The organism is Actinoallomurus vinaceus (assembly GCF_039542055.1).
Taxonomy (GTDB): domain Bacteria; phylum Actinomycetota; class Actinomycetes; order Streptosporangiales; family Streptosporangiaceae; genus Actinoallomurus; species Actinoallomurus vinaceus.
This window is the reverse complement of the sequence record NZ_BAABHK010000001.1, coordinates 1083740-1103260: the sequence shown is the minus strand read 5'-3', so window position 1 is coordinate 1103260 and position 19521 is coordinate 1083740. Positions and strand designations below refer to the sequence as shown.

Genomic DNA, 19521 nt, shown 5'->3' with positions numbered 1-19521 from the left:
TCGTCGGGCGGTCAGCCCATGTGCGGGTAGCGGTGGCCGGTCGGCGGGACGAAGGTCTCCTTGATGGTCCGGGTGGACGTCCAGCGCAGCAGGTTCTGGGCGGAGCCGGCCTTGTCGTTGGTGCCCGAGGCGCGTCCGCCGCCGAAGGGCTGCTGGCCGACGACCGCGCCGGTGGGCTTGTCGTTGATGTAGAAGTTGCCGGCGGCGAACCGCAGCACTTCGGTGGCGCGGGCGATGGCGGCCCGGTCACGGGCGAAGATCGCCCCGGTCAGCGCGTACGGGCTGACCGACTCCATCTGGGCGAGCATCGGCTCGTAGTCGGCGTCGTCGTAGACGTGGACGGCCAGGATGGGGCCGAAGAACTCGCTGCGGAACACCTCGTGCTCCGGGTCGTCGCAGACCAGGACGGTCGGGCGGACGAAGTAGCCCTCGCTGTCATCGCAGGTCCCGCCCGCCAGGACCTCGATGGCCGGGTCCTTGGCGGCGCGCTCCAGGACGTCCTTGAGCCGGCCGAAGGACCTGGCGTCGATCACCGCGCCGCCGAAGTTGCGCAGGTCGCGTACGTCCCCCATGGTCAGCGCCTCGGTCTCGGCGACGAGCTCGTCCCGGATCCGCCCCCACAGGGAGCGCGGCACATAGGCGCGGGAGGCGGCCGAGCACTTCTGCCCCTGGTATTCGAACGCGCCGCGGATCAGCGCGGTGACCAGCGTCGCCGGGTCCGCCGAGGAATGCGCGACGACGAAGTCCTTGCCGCCGGTCTCGCCGACCAGGCGCGGGTAGGAGCGGTAGCCGGTGAGGTGTTCCCCGACGGTGCGCCACAGGTGCTGGAAGGTCGCGGTCGAGCCGGTGAAGTGCACGCCCGCCAGGTCGGGGTCGGCCAGCACGACGTCGGAGACGGCGCGGCCGTCCCCGGTGACCATGTTGATCACGCCGGGCGGCAGCCCGGCCTCCTCCAGCAGCCGCAGGGTGAAGTGCGCGGCGAACTGCTGGGTGGGCGACGGCTTCCAGATGACCGTGTTGCCCATGAGGGCGGGCGCGGTCGGCAGGTTCGCGGCGATCGCGGTGAAGTTGAACGGGGTGACCGCGTAGACGAAGCCCTCCAGGGGCCGGTGGTCGGCGCGGTTCCACACGCCGGGCGACGAGACGGGCTGCTCGGCCAGGATCTGGCGGGCGAAGTGAACGTTGAACCGCCAGAAGTCGGCCAGTTCGCACGGCGCGTCGATCTCGGCCTGCTGGGCGGTCTTGGACTGGCCCAGCATGGTGGCGGCGGCGATCGTCTCCCGCCAGGGCCCCGACAGCAGGTCGGCGGCGCGCAGCAGGATCGCCGCCCGGTCGTCGAAGCCGAGGGCCCGCCAGCCGGGGGCGGCCCGGCGGGCGGCGTCCACGGCGGCCTTGGCGTCGGCGTGGTCGGCGTTGGCGGTGGTGCCCAGCACCTCCCGGTGGCTGTGCGGCTGGACGACGGGGATCCGCTCGCCGCCGCCCATCCGCTCCCGGCCGTCGATCGTGCAGGTCAGCTCGGTGCCGCCGGCCGACAGCGCGGAAAGCTCGGACTCCAGCCGGGCGCGCTCGGGGCTGCCGGGCCGGTAGTCGTGCACCGGCTCGTTGACCGGTGCGGGCACCTGGGTGATGGCGTCCAAGGGAACCTCCAAGGGTCAGTGGCGGGTGGTGAACGAGCGCAGGAAGAAGGCGAGGTTCGCCGGCCGCTCGGCCAGGCGGCGCATGAAGTAGCCGTACCAGTCGGCGCCATAGGGAACGTAGGCGCGGACCCGCCGTCCCTCGGCGGCCAGCCGGTGCTGCTCGGCGGCGCGGATGCCGTACAGCATCTGGAACTCATAGGTGCGGACGGAGCGGCCGTACCTCTCGGCGAGCCGTACGGCCAGCTCGATCATCCGCGGGTCGTGCGAGCCGATCATCGGGTAGCCGTCTCCGGCCATGAGGATCCGCAGGCAGCGCGCGTAGGCCAGGTCCACGTCCCGCTTGCTCTGGTAGGCCACGGAGGCGGGTTCCTTGTACGCGCCCTTGACCAGGCGCACCCGCGACCCTTCGACGGCCAGTGCCCGTGCGTCGTCCTCGGTGCGCAGCAGGTACGCCTGCAGGACGGCGCCGGTCTGCGGGAAGTCGCGGCGCAGCTCAGCGAGGATCGCCAGGGTCGAGTCGACGGTGGTGTGGTCCTCCATGTCGAGCGTGACGGTGGTGCCGATCGCCGCGGCGGCCTCGCAGACCCGGCGGGCGCCCGCCAGGGCGAGGTCGTGGCCACCGGGCAGGCTCTGCCCGAACGCCGACAGCTTCACCGAGACCTCGGCGCGCCCGCCCAGCCCCTCGCCGCCGAGCGCCTCCAGCAGCGTGAGGTAGGCGTCGCGGTTGCGGCGGGCCTGGTCGGCGTCGGTGATGTCCTCGCCCAGGTGGTCGAGGGTGACCTCGATGCCCTGGGCGGCGAGCGCCTGGACGGCCTCGAGCGCCTCCGGCAGCGAGTCGCCGGCGATGAAGCGGTCGACGACGGGCCGGGTCACCGGGGCCCGGCTGACGAGCCGGTGCATCCGGTCACTGCGCGAGGCGGCGAGCAAGACAGGGCCCAACACTGGCGACCTCCCAGGTCAAGCAGGGGAATTTCGATGCCCCGAAGCTACGATCCGGGCGGTACGGCCGCCATCGACATCGGTCACGACCCTGGCCACCACGCCTTGTACATTTGTATGAAATGAGTGACTACCAGAGCCTGGTGGACGAGGTATCGGCGCTCTTCCAGGCGCCGGTGACTCTGGAGGACCGGGAGTTCACGCTCATCGCGTTCAGCTCCCACGACGACGACCTCGACCCGGTACGCGCCCGCTCGATCCTGCGCCGCCGCTCCTCCCCGGAGGTACGCGCCTGGTTCGAGGGCTTCGGGATCACCCGCGCGACCGGCCCGGTCCGCACCCCCGCCGACCCCACGGAAGGGGTCCGCGCACGGCTGTGCCTGCCCGCCCGGCACGAGGGCGCCGTCTACGGATACCTGTGGCTGCTGGACGACGGCACGATCGACCCCGCCGATCCCCGCATGACCCGGGTGATGACCCTGGCGAGCCGGGCCGGACGGCTGCTGGCCGCCGACACCTGGCGGGCGGAGGCCGCGCCGCGGGCATTCGAGCAACTGCTGTCGGGCTCGGCGACGGACCGCGCCGAGGCCGCCCGAACCCTGGGCGCGCTGCGGCATCCGGCATCGGCGTCCGCGTCCGTCACCGTCGTCTGGACGAGCCCCGCCCCACAACCCGCCCGCGTCCGGCTGCCGTACGGCGTGCTGACCCATCAGAGCCCAGCCGGCCTGGCGCTCCTCGTACCCCTGCCGAACCCCGCCGACATCGCTCCCGCCCGGACGATCGCCGCCGCACTGCTCGATTCGGTCACCGGCTCCCCACTTGCAGGCGTGGGAGGCGCCAGAACGGACCTGCCCGATGTGCCGCACTCATTGCGCGAGGCCCGGTCGGCCGTACGGGCCGCGCGCGCCGAACCCCGACTCGGGCCCGTGGCCTGCTGGGACGAACTCGGCGCCTACCGGCTGATCGCCGCGCCCCCGATGGCGACACCCACGGCACCGCTCGCCGACCCGGCCCTGCTCCCGCTCCTGGAACCCGCACGCGCCGACCTGCTCCGCACGGCCGAGACCTACCTGGACCAGGCCGGTCACGCCCAGCGCACCGCCGAGGCCCTGTCGGTGCACCGGCAGACCCTGTACTACCGGCTGTCCAGGGTCAAGGCACTCACCGGCCTCGACCTGGACTCCGGGTCGGACCGCCTCCTGCTGCACCTGGCCATCAAGACCTTCCGCCTGGCCACCACGCCCGAAGACCCTACGGATTCGTCCCCGGAACCCATGGATTGAAAGTCACGGCAAGCGGAGGACTCCCGGTTGCCGGTCCCGGCCGGGTTCGGGGTGTTCGGCGGTCAGGCCGGCGAGCAGGCTCAGGGCGGATCGGGACGGTGACCCCGGCTCGGCGGTGAAGATCACCAGCCGCTGGCCCTCGTCGTCCGGAAACTGCAGCAGTTCGTCGGTGAGGGTCAGCGGGCCCACGACGGGATGCCGGAACTCACGGATGTGATGGGCACAGCGGCGTACGGAATGGGCCGACCACAGGGCGGAGAACTCAGCGCTCTTCATCGTCAACTCGCCGATGAGCTCGGCGAGGAGACGGTCGTCCGGGTACCGGCCCGCGATGAGGCGGAGGTCGGCGACCGTGTCGCGGGCCTTCTTGTCCCAGTCGGTGAACAGCGCGCGGATGTGCGGGTCGAGGAAGAACAGCCGCGCCCAGTTGGGCCGGTCGGCCGGCCGCTCGGGCGCGTGGAAGTCCAGGTGCCCGGCGAGCAGGGCGTGCCCCATCCTGTTCCAGGCGAGCACGTCGACGCGCCGCCCGAAGACCAGGGCGGGCACGTCCCCGAGGGACTCGACCATGACGCGGATCGCGGGACGCAGGCGCTCAGGAGCAGGGCGGCGTCGCGGCCCGGACACCGGGCGGGCCAGGACGTACAGGTGCGCCCGCTCGTCGTCGTCCAGCCGCAGGACCCGCGCGATCGCGTCGAGGACGGCGTCGGAGGCGCCCGGGCTCTGTCCCTGCTCAAGGCGCGTGTAGTAGCCGACGCTGACCCCCGCGAGCCGGGCGAGCTCTTCGCGGCGCAGGCCGGGCACCCGGCGCCGCCCGCCGTAGTCCACCAGCCCCGCGTCCTCGGGCCGGAGCCGCGCCCGCCGTGAGCGCAGGAACTCCCCCAACTCCGGACTCTGCTCCATACGGACAGTCTGCCGGGTCCGCGACCGCTGAGCCTGCACCTGTCAGGGGTAGGAACCGTGGTCCTACCTCTTGCACAGGGCTCGGCACGATCCGCGACGGCCGCCAGAGTCGGGTCGTGATCCCGATCGCCGGGACACGCACTCGTCGATGATCAGGCATGGAGGTCACTGTGGGGGAATCGATGCGCGCGCTCGTCGCCGCGACGTACGGCGGGCCGGAGGTGTTGCGGATCGCCGAGGTGGCGCGGCCGGAGCCCGGCGCCGGGGAGGTCCTGGTCCGGGTGGCCGCCGCCGGAACGAACCCGGCGGACTCCGTCGCCCGGGCGGGCCTGATCCGGGACTGGTTCGGCGAGGGCCCGTACGTGTGGGGCTGGGACGTGTCGGGCGTCGTCGCGGCCGTCGGCCCGGGAGTGGCGCGGTTCGCGCCCGGCGACCAGGTCTTCGGGATGCCGCGCTTCCCGCAGCCAGCCGGGGGTTACGCCGAGTACGTCCGCGCACCCGCTCATGAGCTCGCCGCCAAGCCGGACGGCATGGACCACACGGCCGCGGCGGCGCTGCCGCTGTGCGGCCTCACCGCCCTGCAGACGCTCGATCTGGCCGGTGTGTCGCCGGGGCAGCGCGTACTGGTCAACGGCGCGGCCGGCGGGGTGGGGCACCTGGCCGTACAGCTGGCGAAGGCGCACGGGGCCCACGTCATCGGCGTCGCCCAGGACGTCAACCACCCCTTCCTCAAGACGATTGGAGCGGACGAGGCGGTCGACTACACGACCACGCGTGTCGCCGACGCGTACCGCGACATCGACGTGGTCATCGACTGCGCAGGCGACGACGGCCTGGTGGCCACGCTTCGTCGCGGCGGGGTGTTCGCGTCTGTCCCCGGCGCGGCTCGGGGCCCTGGATCGTTGGAGCGGGCGGCCGAGGCTTCCGGGGTCCGCGTCGTACGGCACATCGTCCTCCCCGATGGGGCGGGGCTGGCCCGCCTGGCTCAGCTCGTCGAGTCCGGGTCCCTGTCGGTCGCGGTCAGCCGGACGCTGCCGCTGGAGGAGGGCGCCGTGGCGCACGAACTGCTCGACACGGGCCACACCCGGGGAAAGATCGTCTTGGTCGTCCGCGACGAGGAGGCAGGTGCATGAAGATCCTGCTGATCGGTGCGACCGGCACCATCGGCTCCGCGGTCGTCGCCGCCTTGGAGGACAAAGGTCACGAGGTCGTACGCGCGGCCCGGAACGGGCCGGTGATGGTGGACATGACGGACCCGGCCTCGATCGAGGCGGCCCTCACGTCGGTGCGCGACCTCGACGCCGTCGTGTGCTGTGCGGCGAGCGGCCGGTTGACCCCGCTCGCATCCACCTCGGACGAGGACTTCACGGCCGGCCTGGACGGCAAGCTGCTCGGACAGGTCACCCTCGTACGCCGGGCGCTGCACCTCGTACGCGACGGCGGATCCATCACCCTCACCGGCGGCGTCTTCGACGAACCGACGCCGGGGGGTGCATTCGGCGCCCTCGTCAACGCCGGGCTGGAGGCCTTCGTCGAGGCCGCCGCGATCGAGATGCCCCGAGGCCTGCGCCTGAACGCCGTGAGCCCCGGCTGGGTCGCCGAGACCCTCGAGGCGATGGGCGAGGACGGCACCCGAGGGACCCCGGCGAGCGAGGTCGCCCGCACCTACCTTCGAGCCATCGAAGGAACGACGCAGGGTCAGATCCTTCTCCCGAGATGAAGAATCCCCCGCCCTTGGCTCCGGTATTACAAGGGCGGGGGATGTCAGGGGTTTGTTACTTGTCACTCTTCTCAGCCACGGCAACCTCGACGCAGTTGCCGCCGTTGTTCGTGCTGCGGGTCGACTTACGCCAGGTCAGGTTTCCCATGATTCTGCTGCTTTCATGATGAGCTCAATCGATGCGTCTTCATGCAGTGCCTTGGCGCTCAGCATCTGCCAGAGTCGCCGGATCGCGGCGACATCTTCCGGTTTTTCTACCACTTCCCCGCGAAGCGCGTTGTCGACGTAGGCGACCTCCGAGCCGTTGATATTCGCTAGCACGATCGCAGCACCAGCGACTCCGGCGTGTGCGCCCACCTCGAATGGGATCACCTGAATGATGATCTCGTCCCGTCGCGAGAGGTCGACCAGCCGCATTAATTGATCACGCATGGTCGCCGGCCCGCCGACCGGTCGACGGATCACCGCCTCGTCGAGCACCGCGTGGTACAGCGGAGGGTCCTCGCGTGTCAGAACCTTCTGTCTCGCCAACCGCGCACTCACCTGCCCCTCAAGATCAAGGGGAGCCGGCTTCCCGAGTCGAAGGACCGCTCGCGCGTAATCCTCCGTCTGCAAGAGACCTGGGACCACCAGCGGCTCGAAGGTCAGCAGCGCCGATGAATCAGACTCCGCTCTCGTCCACTTGTCGAGCCACTCCGGTGCGACCTCCCTACTGACCAGATCATCGAGTATCCGCAGTATTACATCGGGAAGACCCAAAATACCGGTTAGGTGAGGAAGGTATTCCGTTTTCGGGATGAGTCGTCCGCTTTCCCACGATGCGACGAGGGATTCGGAGACCGGGAAGGTCTTCGCGAGCTCGGCGCGGGTGAGCTGCTTCGATTCGCGGGCGTGGCGGATCTCTCGGCCGACGAACTGCCGCGCCGTCATGCGGTTTCCCGACATCTCGCTGCACACCTTCCGTGCAAACGTGGGACGCGCCTCTTGTCACGTCGCGCTCCACGCATTGGGGGCTCCCAGCGTACGACTTCTCGGTCATTCTGTGGAGTCGAACGACAACGAGGAGTCACCATGGCCATCAATTCGCTCGAAGACGTCCACGAACTCGCCGGAAAACTCGTGACGGCCTGCCAGGCGGCCGGCCTGGACGCGCAGCAGCAGGGCCCGACGCGGGTCTACGTTCACGCGCCGGGGACCAGCAATCACCTCGCGGAGATCATCACGGCCAAGCCGGACGAGAACGAACGCCTCTGCTGGTGGTGGAGCTGGGACAAGCCGATCTGCGGCGCGGACGAGATCGAAAAGGCCGTCGAGCTCATCACGAAGGTCGTCTCCGTTCCACCCGGGAAATGACCTCGCCGGACGAGCTCATGCGCTCCGTCAACGAGTTCCTCGACATCCTGAACTCGATCGGCTCGCAAGGAGTGTCCCAGGCCGTCGACCTGACGCACCTGGACCGGCTCGTACGGCGGTATCCGGAGGCGGCACGCAAGAGCCTCGAACTCTACGACCGGCAGTTCCGCTCTGACCGGGCGGAGCCGTAGTCGTGCCGCGTCTCCGTGATGGCGTGCCCGCCGTCTCCCCGCCGATGGGGCGGCCGCACATGCGAGCGTCACGGGGACGCGACACCCGGGCCCCTGCTGCCGTGGGGTTCCTGGGGTGCACCGTTCTTCCCCGATTGGGGGCGTCCGATGATGCTCGAAGTACTGCAGAAGTTTCAGCGCATCCTTAGGAACCGGCACTGCCCGGAGAGCCCACATGGTGCTGAACCAGAACTTTGAGCAGCGCCTGAGCCACCGGCAGGTTCGGCACAACGGCAGACAGCCACCGGCCACCGGGAGCGTCGATGACCACCTTGTGCTTCTCTTTTTTCTTGCCCGTTCTCACCCCGCTCAACTCCCAGTCATCGCTCCACGGCAGAAGATTCCCGCTGGGATCGGACGCCCCGTCACGAGAAAGCTCCAGTTCGCCCAACCGCAGTGTTCCGGCCTGCTCGAAGTTCTCCATCAGTCGCTGCACGGCCGGTGCCTGCCCAGGGCCGATAAGCGGGCGGGCCGTGACGCGCGTGCGTCCTGGTATCCGGACATCGGCCCGAAGCGCCGGCAAGGCCCACAGCAGAGCGACCGCTGCCAGGCCGGCCGACGGCAGGCCCATGAGCAGCGCGTCGGGCAGCGCACTCTTGTGTCGCTTCACCATCTCGTCGTAGCTCACCACCTCACCACCCATCGTCGAATCCCCGCTTCTGATGGTGCAGACGTCGCCGGGTTTCATGGGCGTGCCGTCGCATTTCGGCCCGTGGCCCACGCTCATCAGTCCACCGACGAGAAAGACCAGTCCGACGAGGAGAACGGGGATGCCAAGCCACGTCACGATGACCGCCCAGAGCGCCCGGGACACCGACACGGATCGCGGCCGACGGGTGGACTGCTGCGACATCTGGCGCCGCTCCCTTCCAAAATGACCGCAAAGGGGTGAGGCACCTTGCGGCATACCAGTGTTGCCGCCCACAGTGCACCTGCCAAGTAGAGGACACCCCCCATTTCAGGCCCGCACGGAACCTTTCCTGGGGACCCTGAAGATCTCCGCTGACTACATGGGCATGCGCTGGGGCGGGGAGCTTCTGGGCTATGCGAATCGCCCAGGCGACATCCTGGCCGACGAGAAAGCCCTGGCGGAGGCCGAGCGCTTCTTCGCGCTCAGCGGCTGATTCCCCGTCATGGCTTGCCGTTGAGGCTCCGCATCACCTCGTAGACCTGTTGCGGGGTAATAGGGCCGACCGGGAGTGGCCCGCGGACGGCCTCGGTGCGCAGACCGTCGAGGAGGAAGGCGACACTGCGCCGCCAGGCGTGAGGAGCCGCGTCGGCGGCGGCGCGGGCCAGCATGGCGTTGGCGCCGAAGGTGAACAGAAGGTCCTCGTCGGTGAAGTCGGGGCGTAGCGCACCTGCATGCCGGGCTCGCTCGATGATCCGCGTGGCGGCGTCCTTCGCCCGGCCGCAGACGGCCATGAGGCGCTCGGCGCCCGGGTAGCGGCCACTGACCACGTCGGCGACCGCGGGATCGACGGCCTGCAGTTCGCAGACCTTCTCGATGTAGTACGCGAACCCCTCCCAGGCGTCCTCGAAGGCCAGGGCCTGCTCGGCGACCCCGTCGAGGCGGTCCGCCGCCAGATCGGTCACCACCGCGTCGATGAGCGCCTCGCGGGTGCCGAAGAGGTTGTAGAGGGTGCCGTGGCTCACGCCGGCCCGCCGGGCTATCTCCTTCAGCGGTACGTCGAGGCCGCGTTCTTGGAAGAGCTCGGCAGCGGCTGCCCGCAGTTTCTCCGCGTTTCGTTGCGCGTCGGCCCGCATCCGGTCGTTCCTCCTGGTCCTGGCGTGGCGTCCTCCATGATCCCACCTCTCCGCAGACGGAAGTTGACCATAGGGTCAAGTTCCATGCTAGCGTGAAGGAGTAATTTGACCCTCGGGTCAACATAGCTCTCGATCCAAGGAGCAGCCATGTCCAAAGTGATCGCCGTCTTCGGAGCCGGTACCGGTCTCGGTGTGTCCGTCGCCCGCCGCTTCGGGCGCGAAGGCTTCCAGGTCGCCCTGGTGGCCCGCCGCAAGGACCGCCTGGACGCGCTCGTCGAGCAGCTCGCCGGCGAAGGCATCGAGGCGGCCGCCTTCTCCGCCGACCTCTCGGAACCCGCCGAGGTGCCCGCTCTCGTCGCGGCCGTTCGCGACCGTTTCGGCCGGATCGATGTGCTCGAATACGGGCCGATCGGCTTCGAGCAGAACTTCACCCCGGCCGCCGAGCTGGACGCGGCCACCCTGGAGGGACTGATCCCGCTGCTCCTGCTCACCCCGGTGGAGGTGGTCCGCGCCGTGCTGCCGGAGTGGACCGAGCGCGGCGACGGCGCCTTCCTGCTGACGCAGGGCTACTCCGCCGTGCAGCCGATGCCCCACCTCAGCGGAATCGGCCCGGTCATGTCCGCCGCCCGCAACTACCTGTACTCCCTCAACGGTGAGCTGGCCGACACCGGCATCTACGCCGGCACCCTCTCCATCGCGGCCTCCATCGCCCGCAGTGAGATGGCCGAGGCGGCCACCGCAGGTGCGGCCGCCTCCGAGTCGCTCGCGGCATTCCCGGTCGTCGACCCGGACGACCTCGCCGAGCACTACTGGGACATGTACACCAAGCGCGACCGTGTCGAGCAGGTCCACCCCGAGTCCCTGGCCCCGCAGCCCACCGCCGGGTGATCCAACAGAGGATCGATCCGGGCCGTTCCGCGCCGGCCGGTCGGGGCCCTAGACGTGCGGCGTCCCTCCGCGATGGCGTGCGGCCGTTCCGACCGTGCGGCGGCCGTACGCGCGAGGAGCATCGCGAGGACGCGGCGCCCCGGGCCCTCAGCGCCGACCAGCGTCGGTACCGGTGCCCTCTCGACGTACGAGCGCCTGAGCGACGATCACGCGATCGCCGTTGAACGTCACCGAGGGAGAGCCGTGCAGCTCGTAACCCAGATCGAGCATTTCGCTGACCCGCCAGCAGAAGGAGGCATCGTCCGGGCCGGTGAGTACGCGGTACCGGGGCAGCTTCTCAGCGTCGGCCATGCGGGCAGCCTAGACGTCACATACCCGCCGTTAGGGCGGTTCGGCGAGGTCAGTCGGGGTCGAGTGTAAGCCGCCTGCGGCGCCGTACGCCAGCTCAGGCTCGCTGGCCCCGCCGGGCCCGCCACGGCTACTGTCGCCGCGTCCCGGGCGCGTGCCTACGCCGCCATGGGACCCGGCTGGCCGTACGCGGTCCGGCTTCCGATGAACCCAAGGGCGCATAACCACTCAGACGACCCCAACCGTCCGGCATCGACCCTTGGGTTCGCGCGAACTCCGGGGTTTCTCGGCCCTCCGCTCCCGAACGTGTCCCCAGCCCCAAAGTGGCGCGGTTGCCGCAGGTCACGCGGTGTACATGAGGGCGGAGCGCCGCCCGGATAACGGCCGGCGGTCGCGGACACCGAGCCCAACCGGGAAGCGTCTCAGCAGGTCAGACCCGGCATTACGGCGACCGCGGTGCCGGGCCCGGCGGTGGTCGGGTCCAGGCGTTATGTGAAGCCGGCCGCCCCGGCCCGGTCACGCTCCGCTGCCTGGCGGCTGGGGACACGTTCGGGAGAGTAGGACGCCTGGCCGGTGGACTCGTCGCGCTGCTGGGGGCCGGCGTCTTCATGGGCTTCTACCGTCGGCCGCCCGTACCGGCCACCCCGCGGGGCAGAAAGGTGATCCGCCTACTTCACGCGCCCATTCAGAAGCGGTGGCTCTTGAAGTCGGCCAGCAGGACGTTGAGTTGCTTCTCCTGCTTGGCGGCTGGGGCCGGCTTGATGTGGCCGTGGTCGATGGCGTACGTCTTGAGGACCGCGTCCATCTGGTTGTCGAGCAGGGTCCAGGTCTTCTTGTTGACCGCCTGCAGCGAGGTGGCGTCGGCGTCCCAGTCATCGCGCATCTTCTGCACGGTGGCGTGGGAGGCCGCGGCCTTCCCGGCCCGGTCCTGGGCGATCGCCGTCTGGGCGAGGTTCTCGTACTTCGCCACTGCGGCGGTCGTCTGGTCGCCGGTCAGGGCCGGCTTCGGGCAGGCCGGCATCGTCTCGCTCTGACCGGTCGGGTCGCAGGTGACGTGGGGCTGGCCGTGGGCCCACACCATCAGCGCGACGGTGCCGGCGGCGATCACGCCGAAGGCTCCCAGCGCGATGCGCTCCCGGCGCGCGTTGGTGGTGACCGACGGCGCGTGCGTCGCCTCGTAGGTCTTGGCGACGTCGCTACGGCTGATCGACAGGTAGATGACCGTCGCCAGGATAGCGCCGAGGAAGATCAGGCTCGTGATGAAGGTGCCCAGGCCGAGTCCGACCGGGTCGCCGGGGTTGGCCGCGACCTTCGGGGAGGCGAGCCAGTCACCGATGTTGGCGCCGAGCGGGCGGGTGAGGATGTAGGCCAGCCAGAACGAAAGCACCGGGTTGGCGCCGAACTTCCACAGAGCGGTGATCGACGCGATGAGGCCCAGCGGCAGGAACACCGACTGCGCGGGCGTCCAGTTGGTCAGCTCCAGCGTCCAGTCACCGGTGGCGGTGCCCAGCGCGAACGTCACCAGGACGGTCAGCCAGTAGAACGCCTCACGCGGGAAGGTCGTGATGCTGTGGATCGACAGGGTCCGCTCGCGCAGCCACCAGACCCCGAAGACGAGGGCCAGCAGGACCGAGAACACCGTCGAGCTCAACCACAGCGGGACGTGTTGCTTATCGGTGAGCATGTCGGTGTACAGCGTGCCGGTGACACTGACCACCACCACGGTCAGCCAGTACGGGAACGGGCTGTAGCGCTTGGTACGGAACTGGACCGTTAGCACGACCGCGAATACCGCGGTGAACAACAGCATGGTGTTGGTCAGGCCGAAGCCGAGGGTTTCGTTGATGTAGTCGGCGAAACTCTCGCCGACGGTCGTGCAGAGGATCTTGATGATCCAGAACCAGACCGTGACCTCAGGCACCTTGTTGAGCATCTGCCGGCCGGTCGGTTCGCCGATCCGGATCTGCTGGGTTGTTGTCATCGGGGAAGGCTGGCACGGCGTGCCTGAACACAACCTGAACGCTTCGGCAGGCAGGTGGGTTCGGGTTACGGGAGGTCCGTAACCTGACGATGTGACCATCCACCGCGTCCTGGTCGTAGAGGACGACCACGGACTTCGTGACGTTCTCGCCCGAGGCCTGCGCGAGGAGAATTTCGAGGTGTTGACAGCAGCGGACGGAGCAGGCGCGCTGCGGACGATAGATGACCAGATCGACGCAGTCGTGCTGGACATCGGGTTGCCCGACTCCGATGGCAGGGACGTCTGTCAGGCCATGCGCGCCGCCGGGTTGGACATGCCGGTCATCTTCCTGACCGCTCGTGATGGCCTCACTTCCCGGCTTTCGGGCTTCTCCGCAGGCGGCGACGACTATCTCGCCAAGCCCTTCCACCTGGCCGAACTCGCTGCCAGGATCCGCGCGGCGCTGCGCAGAGCCGGTCGCGAGGCGGTCACCGAGGTCGACGGTCTGCTGCTGGACCCGGTCGCACACGTGCTGAAGACCGCAGACGGCACACAGATGCCCCTTACACCCACCGAGTTCCGGCTGCTGGCCTCCTTGATGGCGGACCCTGGCGCGGTCGTCCGGCGACATGCCCTGGTGCGCTCGGCCTGGCCCGAAGGCGCCCAAGTCAATGACAACACCCTCGACCAGTACCTGAGGCGCCTGCGCCGTAAGCTCCGTGAAGCCGGGTGTGAGCGGGGCATCAGCACCATACGCGGCGTCGGCTACCGATTCACATGAGGGCCCTCATACCGGCGACTCTACGCGGCCGCCTCGCTCTGCTCGCGCTGACCACGACGGCGATCTGGGTCACGCTGCTCACCGTCATCTTTAACCTGGCGCTTCACGCACAGCTGCGTAGACAGTCCGATGACCTGCTGCGGACTCGGGCGGCGGCCGTGGCAGCGACCCTGCAGACCTGGCCGGACGGCCATATCCGAGTGCTGGAACCCTCCGACGACCGCGCTTTGGATGTCGGAGTCTGGATCTACCAGGGTTACACAGCCATCGAGCGCCCCAGAGCACCCAAAGGGCTGCAGGCGAGCGCGGACCGCATGGCCGGGCAGCGCAAGACCTTCACCGACATCAAGACGCCGTACGCCTGGAGGGTTTACTCGCTGCCGGTGATGTCCGAAGGCCGGCGGGTGGGCACGGTGGTCAGCGCGGTTGATCTTGACCCCTACAGCGACCTGGCTCGTCTGGTGCTGGCCGGTTCGGCCATCCTCGCCCTGCTGTTGCTCTTCGGCGTCTACCTACTGACTCGCGCGATCGTTCACGGTGCCCTCCGGCCGGTAACACAGATGAGCGAGCAAGCCACGCAATGGGGAGAGAACGGAACCCATCACCGGTTCGGCGCGGAACACCGTCCTGCCGAACTCGCCGGGCTGGCGAGAAACCTTGATCAGCTACTCGATCGGCTCTCCGCCGTCCTGCGCCACGAACAACAACTTTCCGCTGAACTCTCACATGAATTGCGGACCCCGCTGGCCCAGATCACCGCGGAGATCGACTGGCTGATCGCGCGAAACCGCACCGCGGCCGAACGAGGCGCCTCACATCAAGCGATCGCGGCGAGCGCGGCCACCATGCAGCGGATCTGTGAGTCCCTGCTCACCATCCCCACCGATCAGGTCCGGGGCCGATGCCCGCTGCTCCACCTGGCCCGTGACATGGCCGAGCGCAACACGGAGGGTCCACCGATCGTGGTAACCGGTAAAGACGTGACGGCTGGGGTACCCGCGAACCTGGTCGAGCGCATCCTCGTGCCTCTGCTGAACAATGCCCGCCGCTACGCGCGGAACCAGATCACCGTGGAGTGCACGGCCGACGTAGAGATCATCATCACCGATGACGGTCCCGGCGTACCGGTGGAGCTCCGCAACGCAGTGTTCGAACCAGGCCGGCGCGCCAACCCCGACGACGGTCACGACGGCGTCGGACTCGGGCTCGCACTTGCCCGACGACTGGCCCGTACCGCTGACGGAGACATCGCCATCGACGCTGCCGGACGATTCGTCATTTCCCTGCCCCGCGGCTGATCACCCCGATCCCGGTCGGGGCTCTCCGCTGATCCTCGGGGAGACCGGGAAAAACCGCGGGAAGGCATCTCGAACCTGATGACCACGGGTGAGCTCTCGTGTACGTGGGACCGAGCCATCCCTTCCTGACCACAGAACGATCAAGCCATCACCAACACGAAACAAACCAGGACCTCCAGCTCAAGACAGACACCCCACGTACTGTGCCATCACGATCACATCAGCATCGACTGGCTCAATTCTCCGCCGTGAGGTGCGGCCATGATTTTCAGCTTCGACTGAAAGGCCCAGGTCAGCGCGTACGGAGGTGAGAGAGGCGTACCACTGCGCCCGGGACGACGGTCCCGGCCGCACACGAAAGCGCGCCCCCGATCGCGGGTACCTGACACGAGATCGACGAGCCGTTCGTGTGCGGGCGGGACCACGCGCCCGCGGATCCGGCTACGCCTCGTCCGCCGGCTCGGGAGCAGCGGTGTCGCGGCGGATGAAGGCGAGGGCGGCGGCGACGCAGGCGACGGGGACCGCCGGGATGACGTAGCGGTAGTCGAACTCGGCGGTGGTCGGGGGCACGACGATCGCGGCGACCGCCACCGTCCAGGGCAGCAGCGCCTCCCACCGCCGGCGCAGCAGCGCCCCCAGCCCGACGAGCAGGATCAGGCCGAACATCGTGCCGCGCAGGAAGAAGTAGCGCTGGTACACCTGCATGATCCGGGAGTACGGCCGTACGACGTGCGTGTTGAGGTGGCCCCGGTCGTACGGGCGCATCCGCCGGACCGCGGTGGGGGGCGGCTGCGGCGGGTGCTGCTGGAAGAGGTAGTAGTCGTAGGTGGTGGTCTCCGGGAACGGCGGGTGCTTCCACCGGAACGTCCGCAGCAGGTCGGAGGTCACGGTCCCGGCGTAGTCGCCCGGCTGGGCGAGGATCGCGCGCTGGGCGAAGTCGCCCGCCCGGGCCTCGGTGTCGGCCGTGAACTTGTGCTCGCCGAGCCGGTGGAACGGCGAGATCCGGCCCCAGATGTAGTACTGCGACCGTCCCCGCTTGTTCGGGGGCGTGTCGATGCACAGCGGCAGTTCGTCGACCGGGGGCTTCATCTTCCGGCAGTCGGCGAAGGGCATCGTCCTGCTGTAGAGGAAGATCCCCGTGCTGTACGTGAGCCCGAACTGGTGTGTACGGGAGGAGAACCACCCGGCGTACAGGACGATCGGCAGCAGCCCGGCGACGAGCCCGGCGGCGACGGCGCGCCAGCCCGCCCGCCGTAGCGCCAGCCAGGCCAGCATCAGGACGAGGACGGGGAGACCCACGGAGCGGGTGACGGCCGCGAGGCCGACGAGGAGGCAGACAAGGGCCATCCGCCGGGTGCTGAGGGTGTTCCGCCACAGGGCGAGGGTCACGGCGAGGGTGACCAGGAAGGTGAAGAGCGTGTCGGACAGGACGAGGTGTTCGAGCTGGATGCCGAAGGCGTCGTACAGGGCGGGGACCGCCGCGGCGGACGCGAGCCAGGTGGGCAGCGCGAAGCGGTGGCGCAGCAGCGCGTAGACCATGGCGCCCACGGCCACGCCCATGGCGTGCTGGACGAGCACGACGAGGGTCAGGCTGTGAAACGGCGAGAGCAGCCACAGGAACAGGGAGTAGCCGCTGGGCCGGATCAGGTTGGGCGTGAGGGTCAGCGCCCCGCTGACGTAGTCGTACGAGTCGGGGAACCACAGCGCGCCGCGGTAGCCGAGCATCGCCACCAGGCGCAGCCCGACGGCGGGTAGCAGCACGACGAGGAAGACACGGTGCGCGCGGGCGACCGCCAGGGCACGGCGCACATGACCGGGCACTGTCCCCGTCGCCGACGGATCGTCGGCGACGCGCTCCTCGACACTGGTCACGACCCCTCCGATTCACGTGCGACGGAACAACACAATGCCACCCTTTTGGGCGATCCGTCGGAATCCCTGCGACGGAAGCGCGTTCAAGGCGGCCTCCTGCTGGTCCGGTGGCGCGGGGACGCCGCTCATCCGTGTGATGTCGACCACGACCCAGTCGACGGGTACGTGGTTGACGTTCGGGAAGAGGACGACGTCGCAGCGGTCGGTGAGCTGGGGCGCGAGGTAGTTGCCGGCCGCCACGCGGGCGCCGTCGGGGATGAGGGGCAGGATCCGGTGCGCGTCCCGCGCGCTCGGCGGGGTCCGGTAGAAGCGCGGGCTGTACAGGTGCCGGAAGGAATGGCTCGGCACCAGGGCGACGGCGATCAGGAGCACGGCGGGGACGGCGAGGCGCGCGCACCGGCGGGCGTACGGCCGCGGGTCCGCCTCCAGCCGGCCGACACCGTCCACGAACGCCACGAACATGATCGGCATGAGGATCGCGTTGTAGTGCACCACCTGGGTGCTCCAGTACAGCGGGTTGTCGGACGCCAGCCGGTACGCCAGGGAGGGGACGGCGACGAGCGCGAGCGGCGATCTGAGGGCCACGAAGGCCGTCACGCCCGCGACGTAGGCGAGCAACAGCAGCTTCCCGCCCGGGTCGACCATGGCGGTGTGCAGGAGACCACCGCTCTGGCTGCCGACGGCGTTCCAGTACCGGTACTCGCCGTGCGGGTTGAACGACGGGATCACCACGAGGATGACGAGCGCGCTCGTGACCAGCCCGGTCACGGTCAGCGCGGCGCCGAGCCGCCACCGCCGCCGCACCATGACGAGAACGCCGATCGCGGCGACCGTCAGGCCCATGTCCTCCTTGACGAACAGGAGGGCGAGCGACCAGGCCGCGGACGCGCGCAGGCGCCCGTCGGCCAGGGCGGTCAGCGCGAAGGCCAGGATCGGCACCGCGAAGGCGACCTCGTGGAAGTCGAACGCGACGGCGCCCTGGATGCCCCAGGAGAGGCCGTACGCGACGGCCACGGCGACGCCTCGGGCGGTGCCCAGGCGTCGCTCCGCGAAGCGGAGGATCGGCACGATCGACACGGCGATGAGCAGCGCCTGCGCGACGAGCAGCATCCGGGCGTCCGGCCACACGCGGTAGAACGGCGCGAGCAGCATCAGGATCGGATGGAAGTGGTCGCCGAGGAGGTTGAATCCCGGCCCCTTGAGCGCCACGACCGGTGCGCGGAAGTGCGCGTACCCACGGACGGCCTGGTCGAATATCCCAAGGTCGTACCCGGCCGTTCCGGCATGAGCGTGCCGAACAATCGAATACGTCACATAGAGCGCGAAAAAAGCCGCAACAGGGAGATAGCGCAGCACCGAACGACGAGACCGTGGCCCTTCGGCGGCCTCCCCCGTGAAAGTCCTGTGCCCGACAGCCGCCGCCACTGTTCACCCCGCACCCGTCGCGTCCAACCCCGAAGGGGCCGACAGTAGCGAGGTTTACCGAAAAGTCCGGTTAATTCGTCAAGAGTCGCGTGCGGCGGCCGACGACGACACTCAACGTCTGTCCCGAATCAGCGGTAGATATACCGCCCACAGCATTTAAGTGCCTATTGCAGGCTGATCCTGGCGCCGAATAGCAGATTGTCCGGTTAGTGCAGGGCAGTGGTGATCCGCCGGGGGCGGCCGTACGAACCGCGGCGTCCGTCCCCGGCGGATCCAGCGGGTGTCCTACGCGGAGGCGCTGAAGGGTGGAAAGTGCTCGTCGGGCAGGGGGCTGCCCACGGTCAGGCCGAGCGGGTCGGTGACCGGGTGCGCGGGTTCGGCCGCAAAGGTCAGGTCCGCGTCCACGTAGATGGTGACGTGAGCGATACGGGGATCGTCGGTGAAGTTGGGTGTGGCGCTGTGCGCGAGGCGGGAGTTGTGGAACGTGCAGTCCCCCGCGCGCAGGGGAACGGTGACGCGTTGTTCCCACAGCAGCTCGGGCGCCACGGTGAACATGTCGCCGTGGTCGGACAGATCCTGCGACCGCAGCCCGTCCAGGTGCTGGGAGCCCGGGATGAACGTCATACAGCCGCGGTCGACCGGCACGTCCACCAGCGCCACCCAGGCCGAGAGCGCGTGCCGTGAGCCGGCGTGCGGCCAGTACGGCTGGTCCTGGTGGAACTCGGTCGCGGCCCCGTTGTGCGGCTCCTTGATCAGCAGCTGGTCGTGCCAGAGGCGCAGCGGGATCCCCGCCAGCCGGGTCGCGATGGCCGCCAGGTCCGGGTTCAGGGTGAGCTCGCGCAGCGTCTCGTCGTGACGCCACAGCTGGAGCAACTGCGTGAAGATCATCCCTTCGTGGTTGTCCCGGACGGTGTTCCGGGCCGTCAGCGCCGCTTCGGCGAACCTGGCGGCGTCCGCGCGGGAGATGACTCCAGGCAGGTGGACGAAACCATCACGGCGGTACGCCGACACGGCGTCCTCGGAAAGGCTCTCCGGCGTCGTACGTGGGCTTGTGGGGGCGACGGTCATGCTCATCTTCCTCGTCTTCCGGGGGTCGTCCTTTCGACAACTGTCGCCGTCCCCG

General features: G+C 69.3%; 20 protein-coding genes. 8 read left to right on the top strand and 12 right to left on the bottom strand.

Features of this window, described 5'->3' with window-relative positions; translation table 11 throughout:
- Positions 1–11: 11 nt before the first annotated feature.
- Positions 12–1637: an L-glutamate gamma-semialdehyde dehydrogenase gene (pruA, locus tag ABEA24_RS05105; RefSeq protein ID WP_345429432.1), complete on the bottom strand. Its 1626-nt coding sequence runs from the start codon at positions 1635–1637 to the stop codon at positions 12–14.
- Positions 1638–1652: 15 nt separating this feature from the next.
- Positions 1653–2579, bottom strand: a complete 927-nt coding sequence (locus tag ABEA24_RS05100; protein ID WP_345429431.1) for a proline dehydrogenase family protein — start codon at positions 2577–2579, stop codon at positions 1653–1655.
- 119 nt (positions 2580–2698) lie between these two features.
- Between ABEA24_RS05100 and ABEA24_RS05095 the strand changes: the two genes are divergently transcribed.
- The gene (locus ABEA24_RS05095; protein ID WP_345429430.1) at positions 2699–3859 is read left to right on the top strand and encodes a PucR family transcriptional regulator; all 1161 of its coding nucleotides are present in this window, start codon (positions 2699–2701) and stop codon (positions 3857–3859) included.
- Between the two features lie 3 nt (positions 3860–3862).
- On the opposite strand, the gene ABEA24_RS05090 is transcribed toward ABEA24_RS05095, so the two are convergent.
- Positions 3863–4759 (bottom strand): helix-turn-helix transcriptional regulator, encoded by an 897-nt coding sequence (locus tag ABEA24_RS05090; protein ID WP_345429429.1) that lies wholly within the window; start codon positions 4757–4759, stop codon positions 3863–3865.
- Positions 4760–4917: 158 nt separating this feature from the next.
- On the opposite strand from ABEA24_RS05090, the gene ABEA24_RS05085 reads away from it, so the two are divergent.
- Both ABEA24_RS05085 and ABEA24_RS05080 read left to right on the top strand, forming a co-directional pair.
- Entirely contained in the window at positions 4918–5892 is a 975-nt protein-coding gene (locus ABEA24_RS05085; protein ID WP_345429428.1) for an NADP-dependent oxidoreductase, read from the top strand.
- Positions 5889–6479: a short chain dehydrogenase gene (locus ABEA24_RS05080; protein WP_345429427.1), complete on the top strand. Its 591-nt coding sequence runs from the start codon at positions 5889–5891 to the stop codon at positions 6477–6479. The genes ABEA24_RS05085 and ABEA24_RS05080 overlap by 4 nt, the downstream gene beginning before the upstream one ends.
- Before the next feature lie 55 nt (positions 6480–6534).
- Here the strand turns inward: ABEA24_RS05080 and ABEA24_RS53440 are convergent, their stop codons facing one another.
- Together ABEA24_RS53440 and ABEA24_RS05075 are read right to left on the bottom strand one after the other, a co-directional pair.
- Positions 6535–6627, bottom strand: a complete 93-nt coding sequence (locus ABEA24_RS53440) for a DUF397 domain-containing protein (RefSeq protein ID WP_425551141.1) — start codon at positions 6625–6627, stop codon at positions 6535–6537.
- On the bottom strand, positions 6615–7409 hold the full coding sequence (locus tag ABEA24_RS05075) for a helix-turn-helix domain-containing protein (protein ID WP_345429426.1): 795 nt from the start codon (positions 7407–7409) through the stop codon (positions 6615–6617). The genes ABEA24_RS53440 and ABEA24_RS05075 overlap by 13 nt, the downstream gene beginning before the upstream one ends.
- Positions 7410–7550: 141 nt before the next feature.
- On the opposite strand from ABEA24_RS05075, the gene ABEA24_RS05070 reads away from it, so the two are divergent.
- Both ABEA24_RS05070 and ABEA24_RS05065 read left to right on the top strand, forming a co-directional pair.
- On the top strand, positions 7551–7832 hold the full coding sequence (locus ABEA24_RS05070) for a hypothetical protein (protein WP_345429425.1): 282 nt from the start codon (positions 7551–7553) through the stop codon (positions 7830–7832).
- A complete protein-coding gene (locus ABEA24_RS05065) occupies positions 7829–8023 on the top strand; it encodes a hypothetical protein (RefSeq protein ID WP_345429424.1) in 195 nt (64 codons plus the stop codon). Before ABEA24_RS05070 ends, ABEA24_RS05065 begins: the two co-directional genes overlap by 4 nt.
- A gap of 184 nt (positions 8024–8207) precedes the next feature.
- On the opposite strand, the gene ABEA24_RS05060 is transcribed toward ABEA24_RS05065, so the two are convergent.
- The gene (locus ABEA24_RS05060; RefSeq protein ID WP_345429423.1) at positions 8208–8915 is read right to left on the bottom strand and encodes a hypothetical protein; all 708 of its coding nucleotides are present in this window, start codon (positions 8913–8915) and stop codon (positions 8208–8210) included.
- A gap of 278 nt (positions 8916–9193) precedes the next feature.
- Entirely contained in the window at positions 9194–9826 is a 633-nt protein-coding gene (locus ABEA24_RS05055) for a TetR/AcrR family transcriptional regulator (RefSeq protein ID WP_345429422.1), read from the bottom strand.
- A gap of 147 nt (positions 9827–9973) precedes the next feature.
- Here ABEA24_RS05055 and ABEA24_RS05050 point away from each other — a divergent pair, with 147 nt between their 5' ends.
- A complete protein-coding gene (locus ABEA24_RS05050; RefSeq protein ID WP_345429421.1) occupies positions 9974–10714 on the top strand; it encodes an SDR family NAD(P)-dependent oxidoreductase in 741 nt (246 codons plus the stop codon).
- A 147-nt stretch (positions 10715–10861) separates the two neighbouring features.
- Here the strand turns inward: ABEA24_RS05050 and ABEA24_RS05045 are convergent, their stop codons facing one another.
- Positions 10862–11065 carry a DUF1737 domain-containing protein gene (locus ABEA24_RS05045; protein WP_345429420.1) on the bottom strand — a complete coding sequence of 68 codons (204 nt, stop codon included), beginning with the start codon at positions 11063–11065 and terminating at the stop codon, positions 10862–10864.
- A 682-nt stretch (positions 11066–11747) separates the two neighbouring features.
- The gene (locus tag ABEA24_RS05040; protein ID WP_345429419.1) at positions 11748–13043 is read right to left on the bottom strand and encodes a COG4705 family protein; all 1296 of its coding nucleotides are present in this window, start codon (positions 13041–13043) and stop codon (positions 11748–11750) included.
- A 91-nt stretch (positions 13044–13134) separates the two neighbouring features.
- Here ABEA24_RS05040 and ABEA24_RS05035 point away from each other — a divergent pair, with 91 nt between their 5' ends.
- The gene (locus tag ABEA24_RS05035; RefSeq protein WP_345429418.1) at positions 13135–13803 is read left to right on the top strand and encodes a response regulator transcription factor; all 669 of its coding nucleotides are present in this window, start codon (positions 13135–13137) and stop codon (positions 13801–13803) included.
- Positions 13800–15101 (top strand): sensor histidine kinase, encoded by a 1302-nt coding sequence (locus ABEA24_RS05030; RefSeq protein ID WP_345429417.1) that lies wholly within the window; start codon positions 13800–13802, stop codon positions 15099–15101. The genes ABEA24_RS05035 and ABEA24_RS05030 overlap by 4 nt, the downstream gene beginning before the upstream one ends.
- 441 nt (positions 15102–15542) lie before the next feature.
- On the opposite strand, the gene ABEA24_RS05025 is transcribed toward ABEA24_RS05030, so the two are convergent.
- The 3 genes from ABEA24_RS05025 to ABEA24_RS05015 form a co-directional block, all read right to left on the bottom strand.
- Positions 15543–16973: a hypothetical protein gene (locus ABEA24_RS05025; protein ID WP_345429416.1), complete on the bottom strand. Its 1431-nt coding sequence runs from the start codon at positions 16971–16973 to the stop codon at positions 15543–15545.
- A 12-nt stretch (positions 16974–16985) separates the two neighbouring features.
- Positions 16986–18287: a DUF2079 domain-containing protein gene (locus tag ABEA24_RS05020; RefSeq protein ID WP_345429415.1), complete on the bottom strand. Its 1302-nt coding sequence runs from the start codon at positions 18285–18287 to the stop codon at positions 16986–16988.
- 396 nt (positions 18288–18683) lie between these two features.
- Positions 18684–19466, bottom strand: coding sequence for a phytanoyl-CoA dioxygenase family protein (locus tag ABEA24_RS05015; protein WP_345429414.1), 783 nt, complete (start codon positions 19464–19466; stop codon positions 18684–18686).
- Between the last annotated feature and the right edge of the window lie 55 nt (positions 19467–19521).